The sequence below is a fragment of the Rhodococcus erythropolis NBRC 15567 genome, assembly GCF_001552595.1.
Classification (GTDB): Bacteria; Actinomycetota; Actinomycetes; order Mycobacteriales; family Mycobacteriaceae; genus Rhodococcus_F; species Rhodococcus_F erythropolis.
Genome location: NZ_BCRM01000008.1, coordinates 1 through 21,196 on the forward strand (window position 1 = coordinate 1; position 21,196 = coordinate 21,196).

The window sequence follows — 21,196 nt, forward strand, 5'->3', positions numbered from 1 at the left end:
AGACACCGTCACCGTCTGAGCCGACGCCGACGAACTCACAAAGCCAGCACCGGCGGTGAAGTCAGCCGTAACACTCTGAGCGCCAGCAGCATCGAACGAATGGCTCAACGTCGCAACACCCGCGGAGACTGCCACCGGTGAACCAATGGCCGTGCCGTTCGACTTGAACTGCACCGAACCCACAGCATTGTTCGGAGCCACGGTAGCGGTCAGATCAACCGCCGTACCCGTGATCGCCGTCGCCGGAACCGAGAGCGACGTCGTCGTCTCGACATCGACCGGAGCCGGATCCGAAACGGTCACCGTCTGAGCGGACGCCGAGGAGCTGACAAACCCTGCACCGGCAGTGAAGTCAGCGGTAACACTTTGTGCACCAGCAGCATCGAACGAATGCGACAGCGTCGCAACACCCGACGCGACTGCCACCGGCGAACCGATCGCCGCACCGTTCGACTTGAACTGCACCGTACCGACAGCATTGTTCGGAGCAACCGTCGCCGTCAGATCAACCGCCGCACCCGTAACCGCCGTCGCCGGAACCGACAGCGACGTCGTCGTCTCGACATCCACCGGAGCCGGATCAGACACCGTCACCGTCTGAGCCGACGCCGACGAACTCACAAACCCTGCACCAGCGGTGAAGTCCGCCGTAACACTTTGTGCACCAGCAGCATCGAAGATGTGCGAGAGCGTCGCGGTCCCACCGGAAACTGTCACCGGAGTGCCGATAGCCGCACCGTTCGACTTGAACTGCACCGTACCGACAGCATTGTTCGGAGCAACCGTCGCAGTCAGATCAACAGCCGTACCCGTGATCGCCGTCGCCGGAACCGACAACGACGTCGTCGTCTCGACATCGACCGGAGCCGAAGTAATGCTGATTGTCGCGAGCGGACCCGCGCCCGCGTTCAGGTTCGCATTTCCCTTTGCATCGCGCGGGCTGCACCTGGTCGGCGCCCATTGTGTGCCACCAAGGAAACTGGCGCGAGCCAGCTGAGTATTGAAATTCTTGTCGTCGCCGTAGTTGGCGGCAGTACCAGCAGTTCGAATTGTCGGTTGAATTACACCCGATGCGCCAGCGACCATCGTCACGTCTATCGCAGGCAACCTGAACCAACTGTCGCCGTTGCTGTTTGTGCTGCCGTCCAAGTTCTTCTTGGTTTTGGGAGCTCGGATGCCACCCTCGCTGTTGGTGCTGTTGGCAGCACCGTTCCCAACCACCTGATTACTACCTGAAATTCGCAGGTAAGGACCATTTGCATCCTCGACACCCGCATCACTGATTCGAATAACAGTGGGCGCAACACCATCGAGATTGAACGAAGTCCCTGCGACGATTGCCGCGCTGACGAAGGTCGCGTTGCTCGGCAGCGTGAAGTCGTTCTTCAAGCGCGACAGGTTCGTCGTCGTCGCACCTGAATCAGAGTTTGGGTAAGAGGATGCATTTGTCTGCATCCGGAAGGTGAATGTTTCTCCGGGAGAGACTGTTCCGGGAGCATCAACTGTAACGGAGCTGGTCGTCATCTTGTCGACAGTGAGCACGGACTTCGCCTGACACGCAGTCTGAAATGTCGTCGTAACAGGCGCCGCGGACGCGGGCGTGCCGACCAGCAGCATTCCGGCGACCATGGCGGTTCCGGTTATGGGCACGGCGAATCGCCGCAACTGAGAGATTTGGGGCATGGGCACTTCCTTCGGAAGGGCAAACATAAGCAGTGGATTCGGACAAAACGTGTGCGCGCCGTCACAACATAACGAAAAAACTAGTACGCGTACTACTTTTGGCAAGACACTTGTCCAATTCACCCCGGACTCACCCTCACATCACCTGACGGGGGATGGAAAAGCAGGGTATGGAAGCCCGATTGAACGCAAAACTAACGCCAAAGCGGTCTATCGACAACGCTTTTGGTGGTCAACTCGTCAATCGGCGGGAAAAATTTGATATTCCGCCAGTTCAGAAAAAGTTCCAAACCTACCAGTACGAAAGTACGAATCAGGGCCGCGACGGAGTCCGTCGCGGCCCTGATTGTGTTTGTTCAGTGTGTCAGCGAAGCACATCCGTGCCGACAAACGGCACCAATGCCTCGGGCACTCGCACCGAGCCGTCGGCCTGCTGATGATTCTCGAGAATCGACACGATCCAGCGCGTCGTTGCCAGGGTGCCGTTGAGAGTGGCAGCCGTCTGCGGCTTGCCGTTCTCGTCGCGGTACCGAACTCCGAGGCGGCGGGCCTGGAAAGTCGTGCAGTTGGACGTCGATGTCAGCTCGCGGTAGGTGCCCTGCGTCGGAACCCATGCCTCGCAGTCGAACTTACGCGCAGCCGAAGAACCGAGATCTCCGCCGGCGACGTCGATCACGCGGTAAGGAACGTCGATGGCGGCCAACATGTCTCGCTCCCAGCCGAGGAGACGCTGGTGTTCGGCGTCGGCATCCTCTGGACGGCAGTACGTGAACATCTCTACCTTGTCGAACTGATGGACACGGATGATGCCGCGGGTGTCCTTCCCGTAGCTGCCGGCCTCACGGCGGAAGCACGAGGACCAACCGGCGTAACGCTTCGGGCCTTCGTTCAGTTCGAGGATCTCGCCCGAGTGGTAGCCGGCCATGGGTACCTCGGAAGTTCCGACAAGGTACAGGTCGTCATCCTGCAAGTGGTAGATCTCGTCCGAGTGAGCACCGAGGAAGCCGGTACCCGCCATGATTTCCGGGCGTACGAGCACCGGCGGAATCATCATCGTGAATCCGTTGGCGATCGCCTTCTGCGCCGCCAACTGCAGCAGTCCGAGCTGGAGCATGGCTCCGTAGCCGGTCATGAAGTAGAAGCGCGAACCCGAAACCTTGGCGCCGCGTTCCATGTCGATCAGGCCGAGCGACTCACCCAGCTCGAGGTGATCCTTCGGCTCGAAGTCGAACTTCGGAATCTCACCGACGTGTTCGAGCACGATGTAATCGTCCTCGCCGCCGGCCGGCGCACCTTCTTGTACGACGTTGGAAATCGCGCGGTGTGCGGCGTCGAGCGCGGCCTGCGCCTCGTGTTGCGCGGCCTCGGCTTCCTTGACCTTGGCCGCCAGTTCCTTGGAACCCTCGAGCAGCGCGGGACGCTCCTCCGGAGATGCCTGTCCGACCTTCTTGCCGAAGGCCTTCTGCTCTGCGCGGAGGTTGTCTCCGGTCAGAACGGCAGCGCGTCGGGACGCGTCGGCTTCGAGCAGAGCGTCGACCAGTCCTGGATCTTCTCCACGGGTGCGCTGCGACTCGCGGACGATTTCGGGGTTCTCACGGAGAAACTTGAGGTCAATCACGACTTCGAACTTTACCCACTCACCGCAGCTCGCCGACGGTCACGTCCACGTCGGAGAGGGGGAGATCACGATTCGAGCAGACTCAGGTAGTCCTCGCGTCCGAACATCCGAGCCGCGTCGACGGCCGTCGGGTGTCCGCCTTTCGGGTCGGCTCCCCCGCTCACCAGCGCTTTCACCACCGCATCCTCGCCCTTGAAGACGGCTCCGGCGAGGGGTGTCTGGTTCTTGTCGTTGGGCCGGTTGACGTCGGCGCCGCGCTCGATCAAGGCAACGACGGCGTCAGCGTGACCGTGATACGCCGCCAACATGACGAGCGTGTCGCCACTCTCGTTGGTCAGATTGACGGGAACTCCAGCATCGACGTACGACGCCAGCCCGGCCGCGTCGCCGGTTCGTGCCATGTCGAAGAGCCGGCCCGCCAGCTCGACAGCCTCGGGATCGAGTGGGGTGTTTTCGCTCATGACTACAAAATACTCACAGACGCGTTTGTGAGTTTTGTAGTGAAGGTTCGATATCGCCACGGCAACAGGCATGATGGAATCGATGTCCGAAGACAAGATCGAGAAGTCGCCAGATCCGGCAGATCCCCAGGGGACGCCGGCGAAGAAAACTGTCTCAGCGAGTCGCACCCGTCGGGTCCTGGCTGCCGTGGCGGTAGGTGCGGTGGTCGCCGCGATCGCAACGATCGCGATTTCCGGTGGATTGAACAAGGACGACTCGTCCTCGGTCAGTGTCAGTGGTGGCGGTCCGGCAGCGACGGGATCTACTCGCGACGACGCCTTCACCGCGGCTGCGGCCGGCGACTGCCTCAACTGGACGCCTGCGACCGAGTCGGGCGGGGACCGCACGGACATGTCAAAGGTTCAGTGCGGAACTGAACACCGCTTCGAGGTTGCCGGACCACTCGACCTGTCGGTGTTCCCCGGCGCCGAGTTCGGCCCCGGTTCCCGGTACCCGGGCGCCCTTCGATTCGCCGAACTCCGCGACGAGCACTGCACACCCATCGTCATGTCCTACCTCGATTCGAAGTTCGATCCCAAGGGCAAGTTCAGCGTCGGCCTGATGTTCCCGAGCGAATCGGGTTGGGCTTCGGGCGAGCGCGCACTGCGTTGCGGCTTGCAGTTCTCGACCACGACCGGCGAACTACAACCGTTCGTGGGCCGCGTGGCGGACCAGGACCAGTCGAACGTGTGGGACGTCGGCACGTGCATCGGCATCAACCAGAACCTCCCGACCGATCCGGTCGATTGCGCGAAACCGCATGCATACGAGGTTATTTCGGTGATCGACCTCGGCACTCAATTCCCGGGCGCAATGCCGTCGGTCGAAGATCAGGACCGTTACCTCGAGGGCGTCTGCACTCAGGCGTCCAACGAGTACCTTGGTTCCGCAGACGCGCTTCGCGACAAGACGCTGACGCTGTTCTGGGACAACATTTCACTGGAAAGCTGGTTGGCCGGTAGCCGCCGAGTCAATTGTTCGATCGGCAAAGAGGTCGAAACCGGCGGGTTTGCCGCGATCACCGGAAGCGCCAAGGGCGAAATCCTGATCAACGGCGCCGCTCCGGTCCCGCCACCCGCTGCACCGGAAGGTCGGTCGCTGCCGACGCCGTTGCCCGGCGCAGCTCCGCCGTCGTAAGCCATGACGGTGACTATGACGCCCGACCGGTTCGAGGAACTGGTCGGCGAGGCGCTCGATCTGATTCCGCCCGAACTTGCCAAGGCCATCGACAACGTCGTGGTGCTTGTCGAAGCGCGTGACGAGGAAGAACCGGGGCTGCTCGGTTTGTATCAGGGCGTCGCTCTGACCGAGCGGGATTCTCATTACGGTGGGTACCTGCCGGACACGGTCACTATTTTCCGCGATTCGATACTCGACATCTGTGCATCCGAGGACGAGGTTGTTCACGAGGTTGCCGTGACCGTCATCCACGAGATCGCGCACTACTTCGGTATCGAAGAAGACAGATTGCACGAACTCGGCTGGGGCTGAGGGCAAAGTCGTCCGATTTCGGGGGAACCAAAAGCGGCCGGTATGCATCAAACTATGTGCGGGGGGATTTCTACGGCTGTGTGCACGACCTCCCGGCCACTTATCCGCCCTGGTCAGGAAGGAGTTCGGCACTATGTACGTCGACCCTCAAGCCCTAGTTGCCGCCGCAATGGAACTCGAGTCTGCGGCGACGCGATTGCGCGGAATCGTCTCTACTGCGCAGCCGACGCTACGCGTTCTCCCAGCCGGATCCGAGGAAGTGTCCGGTAGCGCGGCAAATTACTTCAACACCATCTCGGACAGCCTTGCCTCGTCCACCGATCGGGCAATCGAGGAGCTCACCGCGGCTGCGGCAGCTCTGCGCAAGAATGCAGCTGCCTACGAGCTCGAAGACCAGCTCACCAAGTCCAGCCTGGCAGCCGCACCGATCTGATCGACAGAAATCGAACTCGGTAACTCGGCAACTCGGCAACACAGTCACACTTCCTGGGGGAAGAACAATGGTCGGCATCACCGGCGTCATCTGGTATCCACGGGGCGCAGCACCCAACTCTGCAGCACTGGTCGCCGGGGCCGGGCCGGTCCCTCTCGGTGTGGCGGCCGGGGCCTGGTCCACCGTGTCGTCCGGACTGACCGACACCGCTGCGTCCATCTCTCGCGTGATGGCGGACCTTCGCACCGGGTGGTCAGGAGAAGCCGCGGATGCCGCGTTGAGCAAGTTCGCACCGTTCCAGGAATGGGCTGCCTCGGCCGCGCTGCTCGCCGGAGAAACCGCTGGTAAAGCCCAAGTGCAGTCCGGTTCCTACACCGTCGCCACCCTGGCCATGCCGTCCCTGGCGGAGATCGCGGCGGTTCAAGCGGCCAAGGTCGCCGCGTACTCCATCGGCGGGGCCCTGGTCGGCGGGGCTGCTGCCGCCGAGGCTGCCGAAGAAGCACTCAAAATTCGAGCGGCGGTGACGATGGAAACGTACGACGCCGCAACGACGCATCTGGCCGTGCAGCAGAACTTCGATTCACCACCGTCCATCGCGGAACCCACAGCTGGGGCATCCGCTTCGGCCGAAAGCCCAGGCAGTGCTGCACGACAGTCCGTCGTGCAAGCGGCATCAACGCTCGCTGACGTAATCGCGGATCCCGTGCGCGCCGCAACCGCTGCTGTCGCATCCGTAGCTTCCAACCCGGTATTTGCCGCCGCTGCCTCACAGGCCGGTGCCATCTCCGGTGGAGCGTCGGCCGCCGTCAGTGCCGCGACCACCGCCGTCACGGGCGCCACCACTGCCGCATCAACTCTCGCGACGGCCGGAGCAGGACTCACCGGACTGGGCGGCGCAGGGCTCGGTGGCGCAGGACTCGGCGGCGCGAGACTCGGCGCTTCCACACCATCACTGTTCGGCGCCCCCTCGGCAAGTCGGGCAACGGCACAGGTCAGCGCAGCTTCCGCGACCACCGGAGCCGGAGCATTCGCGGGCTCGTCGTCGAGCAGCAGCACCGGCCGGCACGCTCTTCCGGATCCCTCCACCGGCCAGAGCGCCGCGCGCCAGAACCCCGTGACCTCGCCGGTTCAGGGCACCGTCGATACCGTCAAAGTGGATCCGGCCCGAACCGCAGGCGGATCTGCGCCGATCGCCGGCGGCCGTCATGCGGCCCAATCTGAAGACGAGACCGAGCACGACACACCCGATTATCTGAAGCACTTCGAGCACTTCGCCGACGGCCGAACAGTCATCCCGTCCGTGATCGGTGGCGCACTCGAAACTGCAGAGCGTTGATGGTGGACCTCGGCACCTCACCTGATGGGTGGAATTTGCCTGTCGTCGCCCTGTCACAGGACGAAATCGACTATGTACGTGAGCGACTCGGGCTCGATGCGCTTCCCGTGGTTCTCGGTGGCGCGACGGTTCACGCCAGTGCGAGCGCTCACCATACAGCGATGCAGTCCGCGGCAGATTCGCTCTCCGAGCGCGATCTCCTCCCCGGCGGGGAGATCCATCACGAACTCAGTGCCCGCCTGCGCGTCCTGACCCACCCCAAATGGGAGTTGGCGCTGCGTCGGCATGTCGGTGGAAGGATTTCACGCCTCTGCGTCGCACAGGGCGAATTCCTTTGTGTCGAAGCAACTTCAACCGATTCTTCGTTCGCATTGTGCAGCGTCACCGCCGAACCAGCTGCACCCGTCGTCACCGCGCTCGGCAGCGCCGAAGCAATGCCGATTGCCGTGATCAACGCACCGACCGAGATGCTCAGCCTGGCATTCGGCGCCGGCCCGGATGCAGACAGCGTGACCTCGGCCTTGATCAACGCCGGGATACCCGAAGACGACGCGCGCCAACTGGGTAGCGCAATCGTCACATGCACCGCCTTCGCCGAATTGGTTGGAATACCACACAGTTTGGGAGCGACGACGCTCATGACCGGCGCAGTGACTGTGTACGACACCTTGGCCGGCCGGCTCGTGGGTTCGACTACTCGGGCTGCCGACGGCACCGAGTGGACGTCCATCAGTTCCGGAACACCGCATCGCCTGCGACAAGCCGTGAACGCGCTGGTAACCGAACTCGAGGAATCGACGCCGGAGACTTCCGGGTAACCTCGGGGCGTCCCTTCAACGCCCGGAGCCTTACTTCAGCATGCAGTTCTCGCGTCAACCGTCGTCACCGGGCGAACAAGGCTCGGTCGCCACGATCGACCGGCCGAACGAAGAACGGGCAACAACACCGCACCGACAAGACCTGAACGGACTGCGTGGCCTCGCCATCGGTTTGGTGGTCGTATTCCACGTATGGTTCGGACGGGTATCGGGCGGGGTGGACGTCTTCCTGGTTCTGTCCGGATACTTCTTCGTCGGCTCACTGGTTCGACGCGCCGAAGCCGGGGGTTCACTCAACCCGGTCCCGGCACTGCGGCGGGTGTTTCTGCGGCTGTTCCCCCTGATCGCGGTGGTCAGCATTTTGACCGCACTGGGGACCGCGTTGCTGCTGCCACGCACACGCTGGGCCGATCTGGGCGATCAACTGATCGCGGTGCTCGGGTTCTTCCAGAACTGGCAGCTCGCCAGCACCGCAAGCGACTACCTGGCCGCCGACGGCTCGGTCACTCCCCTGCAGCACCTGTGGTCGATGGCCGTGCAAGGTCAGTTCTATCTCCTGGCCATCGCACTCGTCTCCGTGATCGCTTATGTGGCTTCACGCGTGAATCCCAACTATTTCCGCCCGTCACTCGCGGTCACCCTTCTGGTTCTGACCGCAGGATCTTTTCTCTACGCACTCGCCAAATCTTCGCGTCACCAAGCCTGGGCGTACTACGACTCCGGCGCCAGGTTGTGGGAATTGGCCCTCGGTGGTCTGCTGGCCGTTCTGATGACCAGCACGCGCAGTCGGCAGATCGCATCCCTGCCGTTCTCGGTCAGAGCGACGATCGGCTGGGCGGGGCTTTCGTCGATCCTGTTGTGCGGCATAGTGCTCGACGGCGCCCAGCAGTTCCCCGGCCCGTGGGCGCTGGTACCGGTGCTGGCCACTCTTGCGTTGATACTGTCCGGAGTCGGCGACGACACACCTTGGACGTCGAAGACGCTCGCCCATCCGGCACTGACGTGGCTCGGCTCGTTCGCATTCGCGCTGTACCTGATTCACTGGCCGATTCTGGTGTTTGCACTCGTGATCACCGGACGCCCCGAAGCCGGCCTGCTCGGCGGGGCACTGATCATCGCCCTCTCCGTCGCGGGGGCGCTTGCACTCCGGCGCCTGGTCGAGGTTCCGGTGGAGCGCGGAGGCCGCTCGCGCCGGTACACCGTCCTGGCATGCGTCGTCACCGCTGCCGCGGTCCTCGCCGCTTCGGTCGCCTGGCAGTCGTACGCGAGCAGCCAGACGACGGGCCAGCGGGCGGTCGACACCCTCGACCTCCCGACCCATCCCGGCGCACTCGCGCTCACCGACGGTGCCGAAGTACCCAAGGCGTCGATGGTTCCCTCGATCTTCGATGCGCCACTGGACCTTCCGGCCAGCACGCTCGACGGCTGTATCGCCGATTTTCTCGAGCGGGACGTCGTCCACTGCACCTATGGCGACGCCGATGCAGACAGAACCATCGCGCTCGCGGGTGGTTCGCACTCCGAGCACTGGCTCACTGCGCTCGACGAACTCGGCAAGAGTCACGGGTTCCGCGTCGACACGTATCTGAAGATGGGCTGCCCGCTCACCGTCGACTCCATGCAGACGTTGTCGGACAACGACTATCCGGATTGTGTCGACTGGTCGCGTGGAGTGCTGACCGAGTTGGCCGACGCCTCACCCGATTTCGTGTTCACGACGGCAACCAGGCCGAGTTCCGACGGCCCTGGTGACGTGACGCCCGAATCGTACGTTCACGTATGGGAGGAACTGGGGCGCGACGGTATCGACGTCCTCGCCATTCGCGATACCCCCTGGCTGCACCACGACGGCGTCGCCTACCGCGCGATCGACTGTCTGGCGACAACCACGTCACCCGATCACTGCGCGATGCCACGGTCCGAAATGCTCAGCGACGTCAATCCGGCGCCGTCGGCAATTGCCGATCTGACCAACGTCCGCCTACTCGATCTCAGCGACGGTGTGTGCGGACCGGAGTTGTGCCGCGTCGTAGAGGGAAATGTGTTGGTGTATCACGATTCCCACCACCTGACAGCCAGCTACGTGAGCACACTGTCGGCTGAACTGGGGCGCCAACTGAGCGTCCAGACCGGTTGGTGGTGAAACCGGCTGTCAGCCCATCACGTCGTCGGCGCCGGGGATGAGTCGGTGCTCGAACGGCGGGTTGACGGCTCCCCAGCGTAGGCATTCCCAGCCGCCATCAGCTGAGGGCAACAGTTCGACGGTCTCTGTGTTGGCCAAGTGGTTGTTGGCTGCGAACAGTCCGGGGACACCGGCAAGCTGGGCGGCGACAAGACGAATCGCAGCACCATGACTCACCACGACGATGTCGCCGCCGTCTCGTGAGCCTTCCAGAAATTCTTCGCGCAGCGCATTGACGACGGGGACGTACCGTTCCAGGACGTCGTATCCCGTTTCACCGCCGGGAATGCGAGCGCCGAGGTTGCCGGTGTGCCAGTGATGGAACGTCTCCATGAACAGTCGGTGCGCGGCCTCGTCGGTGCGATCCTCGAGGTCACCGGCCTGGACCTCGTGCAGTCCGTCCCGCACATCCAGGGATACACCGGCGGCCTGCTCCACAAAACCTGCTGTCTGCCGGGCACGCAAAGCCAAGGACGATACGAGCGCCAGAGGAGGAGCCGAAGCCAGGCCGATGCCCAACGTCTCGGCCTGCGCCAACCCTTCCGGCGTGAGCTTTGCTCCGGGCAGAGCGGTGTCGAGACGTTTGGCGACATTCGCCTCCGTCTGACCGTGCCGAACGAGGATGAGCCTTCCGGTCATCGTTCTCCCCCTCCATGCTTGAGTTCGTCGATCCACCGAATCGCTTCTTCGTCCGAAGGAGGTTGTGGCCCGGTCGAATTCGCTGTCGCCCACGACCCCAGGAAGCGGACTCCGGATTTGCGATGCAGTGCGCGCATCGCCTCGGCCACCAGCGAGTCCTCGACGTGTCCGACGCAGTCCACGAAGAACCGGTACGTACCCAATTCTGTTCGCATCGGACGCGATTCGATCCGAGTCAGATCGATACCGCGAGCGGCGAATTCGGAGAGTGCGCGCACCAGGGAGCCTGGAGCGTTGTCGAGGTGAAGCACCAGCGCGGTGCGATCGGCACCGGTCCGTTCGGGAACCGGAGCCGGCTTGGTGACCAGCACGAAACGTGTACGGGCGCCGCCCACATCGGCGACGTTGTCCGCCAGGCTGTCGAGTCCGAGCATCTGACCGGCCAAAGCCGTGGACACACCGGCGTCGACCGTTCCAGCCTGCACGTCCAGCGCCGCACCGGCATTGGACGAGGCCAACACCACCTCGGCCTGGGGCAGGTTCTCGGCGATCCAACCGCGGACCTGTGCGCCCGCATGCGGATAGGCCCCGATCGTGCGGACCTGGTCGGCGGTGGTCCCGGCGCGAACCAGGATGGAGAAACTCACGTCCAGATCGGTTTCGGCAACGATCTGCAGGGGCGAACCGAGAGCGAGTGAATCGAGCGTCGGCGCTACGCCGCCTTCCACCGAGTTCTCGAAGGGAACTACGGCCCCGTCCACGGAACCGTCGCGAACCATGTCGAGAGTCGCCGGCGGACTGCCGGCCGGTACTCGCTCGATGGTTTCGCCGAACGCGCCCTCAGCCTCCAACTGGGCGAGAGCTATCTCCGTGAAGGTTCCCGACGGACCGAAATACGCGATTCTTGGCACGCCTAAAAGATTACGCATCGACCCACGCCGGTCACTGCAAACCCGCGGCACGCAGAGCCGTTTCCACCGCAGGCAGATCCGCGACCTCGATCGTGAGCAGCACCTCGCGCATCGCGGACGCGGCTTCCGGGATCAGCGCGGCGAGTTTTTCGGGCTTCGGATCGACTATCGCGGCGCGCACGTCGTCGCCGCGCAGTGCAGCGACGGTGCCACACAGTAGGGCGATCACCTCGTCGCCGTCGGCTGCGCGGGCTACGAAACCGACGGACTCGTGCGCGAGTACCGCCAGGAAATCAGCCACTTCGGTGGGCGTACGACCGGCGGCGAGTCCGGGGATCCGTCCACCTTCACACAGGCGCAGCGCCGCTTCGGCGGGTGTCAGATCCTCTTCGCCGCCGTCGACGTACACCGCGAGCGGAGCGGGCAGACGTAGCGCGATCGCGTCGTCGATCTGGTCGGTGGTGACGTCGACGTCGAAACGGACGGCCTCGTACGACGCTTCCGTGTCCGCACGCAGTTCTTCCGGATCGATATCGAGGCGAACGACAACCCGGCCTGCTGCTTCGCCACCGATCAGCGCCGAAGCCGGAACGACCGGGAGAAAGAGTGCTTCGAGAAGTCCGCGCGAGTTTCTCGGGGCGGGCAGCCCGAGTGAAAGAGGAATGGCCACAGACAAACCGTAACCCCGGCGCAGGCGGCGGATTCCACGCGAGTTGCGCAAAAGTCTTGCGATTCACACCGAAGCGCCTTAGGTTAGGGTTACCTCATCATCCGATGGAGTTCGAGAGAACACCCGCCAAGGGGGCAGCATGGCAACGAAGACCAGCACCGGCCCGTCCACCGCCGAACGCGTCCGCAGCGCCTGTGTGCGCGCACAGGACGCAGTTCTCGCCATCGAAGGCAGCGATCCCACCGTCACGTCGGTGCATCACCTGCGTTCGAACGGTGACGTCGTCGTTGCAGTCCCACATGCCTCCGCAGCTGCGGCCCTGGCCTGGAACTCCGGCGGCGGCGGACTGCCTGCCGTCCTCGAGATCACCGATCACGCACCACTGCGGCTGCGTGAGCCCGTGCGCTCGCTCGTGTGGCTTCGCGGCTCGTTGCACGCCGTGCCCGACTACGAGGCACGCGTTCTCGCCGACGACGTCGCATCCGAACATCCCCACCCGGGGCTCCTCGACATCGGCCACACCTCGGTCCTCCTTCGCCTGAGCCTGGCCTCGGCCGTTGTCGCCGACTCGACGGGGGCAGAGCCCGTCGCCGTGGACGAACTGCTGAACGCCAGCCCCGATCCCTTCTGGGAAATGGAGACGGCGTGGCTGCAGCATCTCGACGAAGACCACCGCGATCTCGTGGACCTGCTCGTGCGCAAGCTTCCCCCGTACATGCGCACCGGACGCGTTCGCCCACTCGGCATCGACCGCTACGGACTGCGCCTGCGGGTCGAGGATCACACCGGTGACCGCGACGTGTGGATGCCGTTCGCCAACCCCGTCGACGACGCTCCCGCGCTGAGTCGCGCCATCCGCATGCTGGTCGGGTGCCCTTTCCTCAACGGCCTCCGATCAGGCGGCGCATCAAACGGCTAGCGTTGCGCGGGTGAATGCCCGCGAAACCGTCCGCACCTGGTTACGGCCGCCATCTCCCGTTCGAACGGACCCGGAACTAGATCCCGCCGCCAGACGCGGAATTCGGATCGAGATCACCATCGTTCTGCTGGTCACCTTCGGGCTCAGCGGATTGTCCGGGATCCTTTCGCTCGCTGAATCCTTGGCGACGCCGGTTGCGCTCTCGGATCAGACGGTTGCACTCAACCCGTCGCGGGCCGCCATCGACTGGATCGACCTGGCGCGCCAATTACTGGGCGTCGCAAAGCTTCTCGCGTGGGCAGCGCTGGGACTCTATCTACTGTGGCGTTCGGGGATCGGTCCGCGTGCTGCGGGCCTGACTCCCAAACCTCGATTCGGGCGCGACATCGCTCCGGGATTCGGCCTCGCCGCTGTGATCGGCCTCCCCGGCCTCCTGTTCTACCTCGTCGCTCAGGCACTGAGCATCAACCTCACCGTCCAGGCCAGCGCGCTCGACGACCACTGGTGGCGGGTTCCGATCCTCGTACTGTCCGCAATCGCGAACTCGGGCGCCGAAGAGGTACTGGTCGTCGCCTACCTGATCACTCGCCTCCGGACACTCGGCTGGAGCGAGAACAAGTCACTGCTCGCGTCCTCGCTCCTGCGCGGTAGTTATCACCTCTACCAAGGCTTCGGCGGCGGTGTGGGAAACGTGATCATGGGGCTCGTGTTCGGTCGATACTGGCAGCGCACCGGCAAGCTGTGGCCGCTGATCATCGCCCACGCGCTCATCGACATGGTGGCGTTCATCGGTTACGCCCTCCTGCGCGATCACGTCTCCTGGCTGCCGTGACCGGTACCGTGAACTGGTGACCGGCGACTCCGAATATCCTCAGCGCCCTCCGCGGCGCCAGCCGCCAGGGCCACCTCCGCGGCGCCAGCCGCCCCCGCGTGGACCGATGCCACCCCGTCAGGGCCCACCCCCGCAGCGGCGCCCACCGATGCCGCCGGAAGGGCCGACGGTCATTCGCCGCGACGGACGTCCACCGCAGCAGAATCCGGCCAATCAGGCCTGGTCACAGGTCCCACCAGAAGCGCCGCAGCAACCCAGGCGTGAGGACTGGGCGCCGACCCAACGCCCGCAGCCGTTCCAGGACGACCCCCGCAGGCAGGGGCCGCCGCGTCAGGATCCGCAACGCCAGGCGAAGTACGCACCCGCGCCGCCGCGCCGAACCCCGCCGAACGCCCCGCCGCGCCCTCCGCAACCCCCGAAGCAGCGACGCCCACGCAAGCGTCGTAGCTGGGGTAAACGTATCGGCATCACGTTGTTGGTCTTGCTGCTCGCGCTGGCCGGCGCGGTCTATTACGTCGACAGTTCGCTCAATCGAATCGACGCGCTGCCCGACTACGCGGGACGCGTCGCCGATACTCCGGGCACGAACTGGCTGATCGTCGGCTCCGACAGTCGTGAGGGGCTCACACCCGAGCAGGAGCAAGCGCTTGCGACAGGTGGTGACACCGGCCCCAAGCGCACTGACACGGTCATCTTGGTCCACGTTCCCAAGAGCGGGAAGACGACCATGGTCAGCATCCCCCGCGATTCGTACGTTCCGATTCCCGGCTACGGCTCGGACAAGATCAACGCCGCCTTCGCTTTCGGTGGTGCCCCCTTGCTGGTGCAGACCGTCGAGGAGGCAACCGGACTTCGCATCGACCACTATGCCGAGATCGGATTCAGCGGGTTCGCCGGCATCGTCGACGCCGTCGGTGGCGTCAATGTATGCCTGACGCAGGCGATCGACGATCCGCTGGCCGGAATCAACCTCCCCGCTGGATGCCAGGACTTGAAGGGTTCGGATGCACTCGGGTTCGTGCGGACCCGAGCAACCGCGCTCGCAGACCTCGACCGCATGAACAACCAGCGCCAGTTCATGTCGGCGTTGCTGTCGAAGGCGACGAGTCCGAGTACGTTCCTCAATCCGTTCCGGTTGTGGCCGCTCGTCTCCGATACGGCCAAGTCTTTGCAGGTCGACGAGGGCGATCACATCTGGAATCTGGCCTCACTCGCCTGGGCGCTTCGCGGCGGGATGACCACCACGACGGTTCCGGTCGCCGGTTTCGAGGACGTGGACGGGTCGGGCAACGTGTTGTTGTGGGACAAGGCACGCGCTTCGCAGTTCTTCGACGCCCTGGCCAACGATCAGCAGATTCCGCAGGATCTGATCACCACGGGGTGATCGCCCTGAGTTTCGGTAGTACCCCGGGAGGACAGGCCGAGCGAACAAATCGCTTTCCGGCAGGACGCGGAACGGCCGGCGGAAAAATACCGTGAAGGTATGAACACAGCACACCGCCGATTCCGCACCGCCGCCGTCATCGCCGCCTCGGCCGGAGCGGCTTTACTGGCCACGTCCTGCTCGGGCGCCTTCGACAAGTTCGACGAGTCGAAGGCATACAAGAAAACCGAAACCTTCTCTTTTGCACAAGCATCCAACGGAATCGACACACTGCCGAGTTGGGTTCCCGCCGGCGCGACGGGTATCGACGAGGTCATCCGCACCACCGGCAACGAACGCATCCTGCGCATGACTGCGAACATCACGGAGATAGATCACAACAGCTGCATCGCACGACCCACCGTCGAAACTCGTCCGGCATCGCTGTCCGCACAGTGGTGGCCGACGGGGGTCGAGAAGGGCAGTTCTTTCCAGTGCGGCGACTGGTACGTCGGCGAAAAGGACTCGTTCGTCTACGGATACCGGCCGGAAACTCTCGACTTCATCATCGATCAGCTCGACAACAAGTAGCTCCCTGTCCGTGCCGCCGACCCAGTAATCTGTTGGGATGACACAGGCGAAGAACTCGAGCGAATTCACCACTCTGCTGCGTCAGCAGATCCGTAACGAGTTCACTGCATCGCAGCAGTACATCGCGGTAGCGGTGTACTTCGATGCACACGATCTTCCGCAGATGGCCGCGCGCTTCTACAGCCAGGCCACCGAGGAACGCGGTCACGCGATGATGATGATCCAGTACCTGCTCGACAACGACCTCGACGTGGACGTACCGGGTGTCGACGACGTCGTGACGAAGTTCGACAGTGTCCGGGCTCCGGTCGAATTGGCACTCGAGCAGGAGAAGACGGTCACCGAGCAGATCACGCAGTTGGCGCGCACCGCGCGCGATACCGGCGACTACCTGGGCGAGCAGTTCATGCAGTGGTTCCTCAAGGAGCAGGTCGAGGAAGTTGCAAGCATGACAACACTTCTCACCATCGTCGACCGTGCCGGCGACAACCTCTTCCACCTCGAAACGTTTGTCGCACGCGAGATGAACACACCGGCAGCTGCCGACGCAATGGCGCCGACACCCGCCGGCGGCGTCTGAGGGCCACCGGCCTACCGAGTCTCCGGCCGCTCGGCGGCGCTCAGTGATCTGAGGAAGTTGTTGTATGCCTCCAGATCACTGTCGCCGTCGATCTCGGCGCGGCGGTCCTGGGCGGCATTCATCCGTTTGTCGTCCCGGTTCCAGCGCATCGCGAAGATCACGACCACCACCAGCGCGACGGGCTCACCGTACGACCACACAAGGGCACCGGCCAACTGCTGGTCCTGCATCACGTCCACGCCCCACTCGGGAGGCGGATTCACGAACGTGGTCAGCAGCGGCTTTGTCGCCATCATGAGGACGACTCCGATGAACACGTGCAGCGGCATCTCCACGAAAAGGTCGAAACACCGCCCGAGATAGCTTTGCCGCACCGGCAGTGGTCCGGTGGCGAGCACGGGCATGATGAAGAGCAGACCGCTGGCGAGAAAGAAGATTTCGAGAAAGACGTGTCCGGCCGCCGGACGGCTGCGCAATGCCGACAGTGCAAGCGCCAGAACATTTCTCCCGGGACCTCGATGCGACGTCGAACGCAGTAGCAGCAGTCCTGGCGAGCCCAGCACCCACAGCGGCGGGATCGCCATCGAGAGCGTCAAATGCTGGAACATCCAGACACTGAAGAGTTCGTTCCCGTAACTTTCGACCTTCGAACCGGTCACGGCGATCAACAGCAAGCATCCGGCCAGAAAACACGCAGTTCGATACCAGGGCCATAGCCGTCCCCGCGCACGCACACGGTGCATTGACCACCAATACCAAAGCGCCAGAACAGCTCCCAGCAGAACAAGAGGTGACAGGGACGAGGAGTCCCAGGTCAACATCTGTCCGATCGACGGCGGCGCCAGACCGTTCACCTCCGATTCACGGGCGAACCCTCCTTCGAATCCTTTCGGGTACCGTCGACTCTACACCTAAATACTATGTTGGATAGTATTTAAGTAATCGACGGAAGGTCAAGGTACACAGCAGTGTCCAGAAGCATGAAGATATCCGCCGCCCTGATCGCGTTGTTCGCGGTAGCACTGATCACGTTCATCACCGTCGATCCGATCAGGGCGGACAACGAGAGCACCGATCGGGCAGCACAATCCACCGCCGTCCTGACCGACGACGCGTACCGATTGACCTCGGCCGCTGACGACAAAGTGAATCTTGTCGAGTTCCTCGACTTCGAATGTGAGGCCTGCCTCGCGCTGTACCCGACGATGGAGCGAATCAGAGCCGAGTACGAGGATCGAATCACATTCGGTATCAGATACTTTCCGATTCCGAGTCACACCAACAGCACTCTCGCGGCGCAGGTCGTCGAATCCGCATCTCGCCAGGGCAAGTTCGTCGAGATGTATCGGCGGATGTACGAGACTCAGTCGCAGTGGGGTGAATCCGCCGAATCGCAGGAGGCACTGTTCCGCGCCTACGCACAAGATCTCGGCCTGGACATGACCCGATTCGAATCCGACCTCAGCAGTCGCGGCGTCCGCGAGCGGGTCGAGCGCGACTTCAACGAGGGCAAACGCCTTGGCGTCCAGGGCACCCCGACGCTGTTCCTCAACGACGTGAAGCTGGCCCAGATGCCGAGCTACGAAGATCTGAAAGCCCAGATCGACTCAGCGTTGGAGCAATGATCAGGTCAGAACAGCGCAGATACCCGCGGAGACGGCCACCGTCACGGCTGCGGCAACGGCCGTCGTGATGGCCGCCGGCACGCACGCCGCAACCGCGCACGTCAGTCGCCGAGGCGACGCCACGTCGCCGTCGACCAGGGAACGCAATCGCACTGCGGTCGCGCCGCCGCGATCGCCCAAACTCCAGTCCGGCTGAGGAAGCGGCGATTTCGACACCACGGCAAGGGCGGAACGCACTGCAGCCGGGCTGGTGACGCGAGCGGCGTGCCGGTCCGCCGACAGTTCCACGATCGCGCCGACGGAAGCAGGTGCCGCCGCGAACAACGGCACTCCCGGCAGAACAGCGGCCAAGACTTCACAGGCACCGACGATTCGGTGATGACCGCCGCTCAGGTGCGCACGCTCATGCGCGAGGACCGCGTCACGCTCGCCCCCGGTAAGAGCGGATGACAAGCCTTGTGTCGCAACAACAAATCCAGGCTTTCCGGCGACACTGTAGGCCATCGGCAGCGGATGATCCAACCACAACACGTCGAACTCCGAGTTGTCGCGGCGCGCGACGATCGAGAGAACATCACGATGGAAATCTCGGACTCTCGCGTGCTCACGTGCCTGTTTGCGGCCGGCCAGCACGATCCGAACAGCGATCAAACCCACCACACCAACGGCTGTGCCGGTGATCAGTTCACCCACCCATGAACTCGTGCCGTGCGCGAAGGCGCTGAAACACCGAGCGATACCGTCGACCAGCCCCTCGACCGGCGCGTGGCTCGGCCACACCAGAACCAAGACCGCGGAGAGAGCGAGATAGAGAGCCGACGCCATACTGCCGAGCCACGCCGCGAGCAGCACCGTCGGTGACAACGTCGAGGAAACGGCCCGTAACGCTCTCGGAACCAAAAATCCGACGAATACCGCACCGAGAAGCATCGGCAAGGCCAGTGTCATTGCGCACCTTCCCCGGAAAGTCCTCGGCGCAGGGCCTCGTTCTCAGCGTCCGTCATGGTCTTCGCGAAGTGCAACAGCACGGCAGCGGAATCGGAACTGCTGTCCAACAATTCGCGCAGTGCCCTGGATGTGGCCTCTTCACGGCTGCGACTCGGCCGATAGAAGTAGGCGCGACTCTTCTTCTCACGACTCACCCAGCCCTTGTCGTAGAGATGAGTCACGACGGTCAGGATGGTGGTGTACGCGAGTTGTCGACGCTCACCCAGGATCTCGACCAGATCCTTGACCGAGAGCGCGTCGTCGGACTGCCAGAGCACATCCATGACCTCGGCTTCGAGTCCGCCCAGCCCCTGCATTGCTCCTCCATCGCGTCGTGACAGAACTTCAACCGCTCGCGGCCTTCTCCCCGAACGACACGCCCCGGGAATTCAGATACGCGAGCGGATCAGTCTTCTGCCCGTCAGATTGCCACACCTCGTAGTGCAGGTGCGGTCCCGTCGTCCTGCTGGATGCGGACCCAGAGCCCGAATCCCGCGGCGGGGCCGGATTCGATCACAACACCGTCGGTCGCCGAGACGATGGGCGTACCGATCGAGTTTGCGATGTCGAGACCGTAATGGGTTGTTCCCCAGCGTGGACCGAAGTTGGACGTCATCGTCCCGCTGACGGGGGCCATCACCCGCGGCTTTTCTGCCTCGTACGCCAACGCCGCCCGTTCGGCTTCGAGTTGCCTCGTTTTACCGAGTTGTTCGGCTATCCCGGCAAGATCCGTCGTCCGAACAAGGTCGAGTATCTCCGGCACCGACACCAGCGCTGGACCTTCCGCTGCAACTGGAAGCGGCGATGCGTGCCCGATGGAAGTGCCGGACGCCAGGATTGCGCCCGTCGCCACGGAAACCGCGGCCATGCGCCCGCCGGGTCTGATCGGCTCGGATTTTCGATGTCTTCCCACTTCTCGGTCCTCGCGTCGATGACAAATGAAGGTCTACGCCGCCACCTTACAACTATGTTGCATAGTTTTTAAGACATGCACTATTGCGCATATATGCATATGTGTCTAGGCTGACGTCGACGAAAGGACCTTCGATGTCACACGGACACGGGCACGGAATCTCTCCCGCCGAGGCTGCGACCAGCAACAGCGGCAAGCATGTCAACAAACTGTGGATCGCCGCCGGCCTCGGGTTGGTGACGTTCGTGCTACAGGTGACGGTCGGCTTCTTCACCTCGTCACTGGCGCTGCTTTCGGACTCGGCGCACGTGTTCACCGACATCTTCGGCATCTTCATGGCGCTCGCCGCGATCCTCGTCGCACAGCGCGCAGCACGGCGCCCGGATCGCACTTTCGGCATGTACCGCACGGAAGTGTTTGCGGCACTGGCCAATGCGATCCTGCTCTTCGCAGTCGCCGGGTGGGTGCTCTACGAGGCTGCCAGCCGATTCTCGGATCCGCCCGAGGTTCCCGGCCTCCCCGTCGCGATAGTCGCCGTCGTCGGTTTGGCGATGAACGTCATCGCCTTCCTGATGCTCCGCAGCGGCGCGAAGGAAAGCATCAACATCCGCGGCGCCTACCTCGAAGTCATGGCGGACATGATCGGGTCCATCGGCGTCCTCGTCAGCGGCTTGGTCACGCTCGCTTTCGGTTGGCGCTACGCCGACCCCGTCATCGGCGTCGCCATCGGCCTCTTCGTCTTGCCGCGCGCCTTCAACCTGGGCCGCCATGCGGTCCGCATCCTGCTCCAGCAGGCTCCCGATCGCATCGACGTCACCTCGATACTCGAGAAGATCAACACACTCCCGGGAGTCGTCGACGCGCACGATCTGCACGTCTGGACACTCACCTCGGGGATGGAAGTTGCTTCCGTTCACGTCACCGCGGCCAGTGACGCCGATCCCACTACGGTGCTCGCCGCCACCCAAACCTTGCTGGCCGAGGTATTCGAACTGGAGCACGCCACCGTGCAGGTGGAACTACAGGGAAGTGACGGTAAATGCACGGAACTCGCCTGGTGAAAAGGACATTCCTAAATGAAACATTCGCTTTCGGGCCAATGGA

22 protein-coding genes and 1 pseudogene are annotated in these 21,196 nt (G+C 63.4%); 13 read left to right on the forward strand and 10 right to left on the reverse strand.

Translation table 11 applies throughout. The annotated features are described in order from the left end of the window. From RE4_RS12870 to RE4_RS12880, 3 genes are all read right to left on the reverse strand, one after another. The coding region (locus RE4_RS12870) for an Ig-like domain-containing protein (RefSeq protein ID WP_255246879.1) at positions 1-1,683 on the reverse strand (1,683 nt) is incomplete at its 3' end. Between the two features lie 364 nt (positions 1,684-2,047). Then, positions 2,048-3,301, reverse strand: coding sequence for a serine--tRNA ligase (gene serS, locus RE4_RS12875; protein ID WP_007736032.1), 1,254 nt, complete (start codon positions 3,299-3,301; stop codon positions 2,048-2,050). Positions 3,302-3,366: 65 nt separating this feature from the next. Continuing rightward, positions 3,367-3,762, reverse strand: a complete 396-nt coding sequence (locus RE4_RS12880; RefSeq protein ID WP_003945404.1) for an ankyrin repeat domain-containing protein — start codon at positions 3,760-3,762, stop codon at positions 3,367-3,369. A gap of 70 nt (positions 3,763-3,832) precedes the next feature. Here RE4_RS12880 and RE4_RS12885 point away from each other — a divergent pair, with 70 nt between their 5' ends. From RE4_RS12885 to RE4_RS12910, 6 genes are all read left to right on the forward strand, one after another. Next, a complete protein-coding gene (locus RE4_RS12885; RefSeq protein ID WP_019746391.1) occupies positions 3,833-4,939 on the forward strand; it encodes a septum formation family protein in 1,107 nt (368 codons plus the stop codon). Positions 4,940-4,942: 3 nt separating this feature from the next. Further along, positions 4,943-5,293, forward strand: a complete 351-nt coding sequence (locus tag RE4_RS12890) for a metallopeptidase family protein (RefSeq protein ID WP_007736028.1) — start codon at positions 4,943-4,945, stop codon at positions 5,291-5,293. Positions 5,294-5,426: 133 nt separating this feature from the next. Then, on the forward strand, positions 5,427-5,726 hold the full coding sequence (locus RE4_RS12895) for a PE family protein (RefSeq protein WP_031332657.1): 300 nt from the start codon (positions 5,427-5,429) through the stop codon (positions 5,724-5,726). 67 nt (positions 5,727-5,793) lie between these two features. Continuing rightward, a complete protein-coding gene (locus RE4_RS12900; protein ID WP_060938686.1) occupies positions 5,794-7,062 on the forward strand; it encodes a PPE domain-containing protein in 1,269 nt (422 codons plus the stop codon). Then, positions 7,062-7,880 (forward strand): ESX secretion-associated protein EspG, encoded by an 819-nt coding sequence (locus tag RE4_RS12905; RefSeq protein WP_060938687.1) that lies wholly within the window; start codon positions 7,062-7,064, stop codon positions 7,878-7,880. Before RE4_RS12900 ends, RE4_RS12905 begins: the two co-directional genes overlap by 1 nt. A 40-nt stretch (positions 7,881-7,920) precedes the next feature. Then, positions 7,921-10,023, forward strand: coding sequence for an acyltransferase family protein (locus RE4_RS12910; protein ID WP_029254190.1), 2,103 nt, complete (start codon positions 7,921-7,923; stop codon positions 10,021-10,023). A gap of 9 nt (positions 10,024-10,032) precedes the next feature. On the opposite strand, the gene RE4_RS12915 is transcribed toward RE4_RS12910, so the two are convergent. The 3 genes from RE4_RS12915 to RE4_RS12925 are packed head-to-tail and all read right to left on the reverse strand — an operon-like array spanning position 10,033 to position 12,282. Continuing rightward, a complete protein-coding gene (locus RE4_RS12915) occupies positions 10,033-10,701 on the reverse strand; it encodes a histidine phosphatase family protein (RefSeq protein WP_019746386.1) in 669 nt (222 codons plus the stop codon). Further along, entirely contained in the window at positions 10,698-11,630 is a 933-nt protein-coding gene (gene pheA / locus RE4_RS12920) for a prephenate dehydratase (RefSeq protein WP_174531766.1), read from the reverse strand. Before pheA ends, RE4_RS12915 begins: the two co-directional genes overlap by 4 nt. Positions 11,631-11,643: 13 nt before the next feature. Further along, positions 11,644-12,282, reverse strand: a complete 639-nt coding sequence (locus tag RE4_RS12925) for a hypothetical protein (protein WP_021334642.1) — start codon at positions 12,280-12,282, stop codon at positions 11,644-11,646. A 139-nt stretch (positions 12,283-12,421) separates the two neighbouring features. Here RE4_RS12925 and RE4_RS12930 point away from each other — a divergent pair, with 139 nt between their 5' ends. The 5 genes from RE4_RS12930 to RE4_RS12950 all read left to right on the forward strand — a co-directional run bounded on the left by RE4_RS12930 (position 12,422) and on the right by RE4_RS12950 (position 16,567). Further along, positions 12,422-13,201, forward strand: coding sequence for a DUF2470 domain-containing protein (locus tag RE4_RS12930; RefSeq protein WP_003945406.1), 780 nt, complete (start codon positions 12,422-12,424; stop codon positions 13,199-13,201). 10 nt (positions 13,202-13,211) lie between these two features. After that, entirely contained in the window at positions 13,212-14,033 is an 822-nt protein-coding gene (locus RE4_RS12935) for a CPBP family intramembrane glutamic endopeptidase (RefSeq protein WP_020905746.1), read from the forward strand. A gap of 148 nt (positions 14,034-14,181) precedes the next feature. Further along, positions 14,182-15,417: an LCP family glycopolymer transferase gene (locus RE4_RS12940; protein ID WP_174531768.1), complete on the forward strand. Its 1,236-nt coding sequence runs from the start codon at positions 14,182-14,184 to the stop codon at positions 15,415-15,417. A gap of 99 nt (positions 15,418-15,516) precedes the next feature. Beyond that, positions 15,517-15,987 carry a hypothetical protein gene (locus tag RE4_RS12945; RefSeq protein ID WP_060938689.1) on the forward strand — a complete coding sequence of 157 codons (471 nt, stop codon included), beginning with the start codon at positions 15,517-15,519 and terminating at the stop codon, positions 15,985-15,987. Between the two features lie 37 nt (positions 15,988-16,024). Beyond that, positions 16,025-16,567: a ferritin gene (locus RE4_RS12950; RefSeq protein ID WP_060938690.1), complete on the forward strand. Its 543-nt coding sequence runs from the start codon at positions 16,025-16,027 to the stop codon at positions 16,565-16,567. 11 nt (positions 16,568-16,578) lie between these two features. Here RE4_RS12950 and RE4_RS12955 read toward each other — a convergent pair whose 3' ends face one another. Then, positions 16,579-17,421, reverse strand: coding sequence for a cytochrome c oxidase assembly protein (locus tag RE4_RS12955; protein ID WP_081098354.1), 843 nt, complete (start codon positions 17,419-17,421; stop codon positions 16,579-16,581). Positions 17,422-17,547: 126 nt separating this feature from the next. Here RE4_RS12955 and RE4_RS12960 point away from each other — a divergent pair, with 126 nt between their 5' ends. Then, entirely contained in the window at positions 17,548-18,192 is a 645-nt protein-coding gene (locus RE4_RS12960; protein WP_060938691.1) for a DsbA family protein, read from the forward strand. On the opposite strand, the gene RE4_RS12965 is transcribed toward RE4_RS12960, so the two are convergent. From RE4_RS12965 to RE4_RS12975, 3 genes and pseudogenes are all read right to left on the reverse strand, one after another. Beyond that, on the reverse strand, positions 18,193-19,140 hold the full coding sequence (locus RE4_RS12965; protein ID WP_060938692.1) for a M56 family metallopeptidase: 948 nt from the start codon (positions 19,138-19,140) through the stop codon (positions 18,193-18,195). After that, positions 19,137-19,496 (reverse strand): BlaI/MecI/CopY family transcriptional regulator, encoded by a 360-nt coding sequence (locus RE4_RS12970; RefSeq protein ID WP_019746375.1) that lies wholly within the window; start codon positions 19,494-19,496, stop codon positions 19,137-19,139. Before RE4_RS12970 ends, RE4_RS12965 begins: the two co-directional genes overlap by 4 nt. Positions 19,497-19,524: 28 nt before the next feature. Further along, a pseudogene (locus tag RE4_RS12975) lies at positions 19,525-20,047 on the reverse strand (M23 family metallopeptidase). Between the two features lie 179 nt (positions 20,048-20,226). Here RE4_RS12975 and RE4_RS12980 point away from each other — a divergent pair. Continuing rightward, on the forward strand, positions 20,227-21,153 hold the full coding sequence (locus RE4_RS12980) for a cation diffusion facilitator family transporter (RefSeq protein ID WP_019746373.1): 927 nt from the start codon (positions 20,227-20,229) through the stop codon (positions 21,151-21,153). Positions 21,154-21,196: the final 43 nt, after the last annotated feature.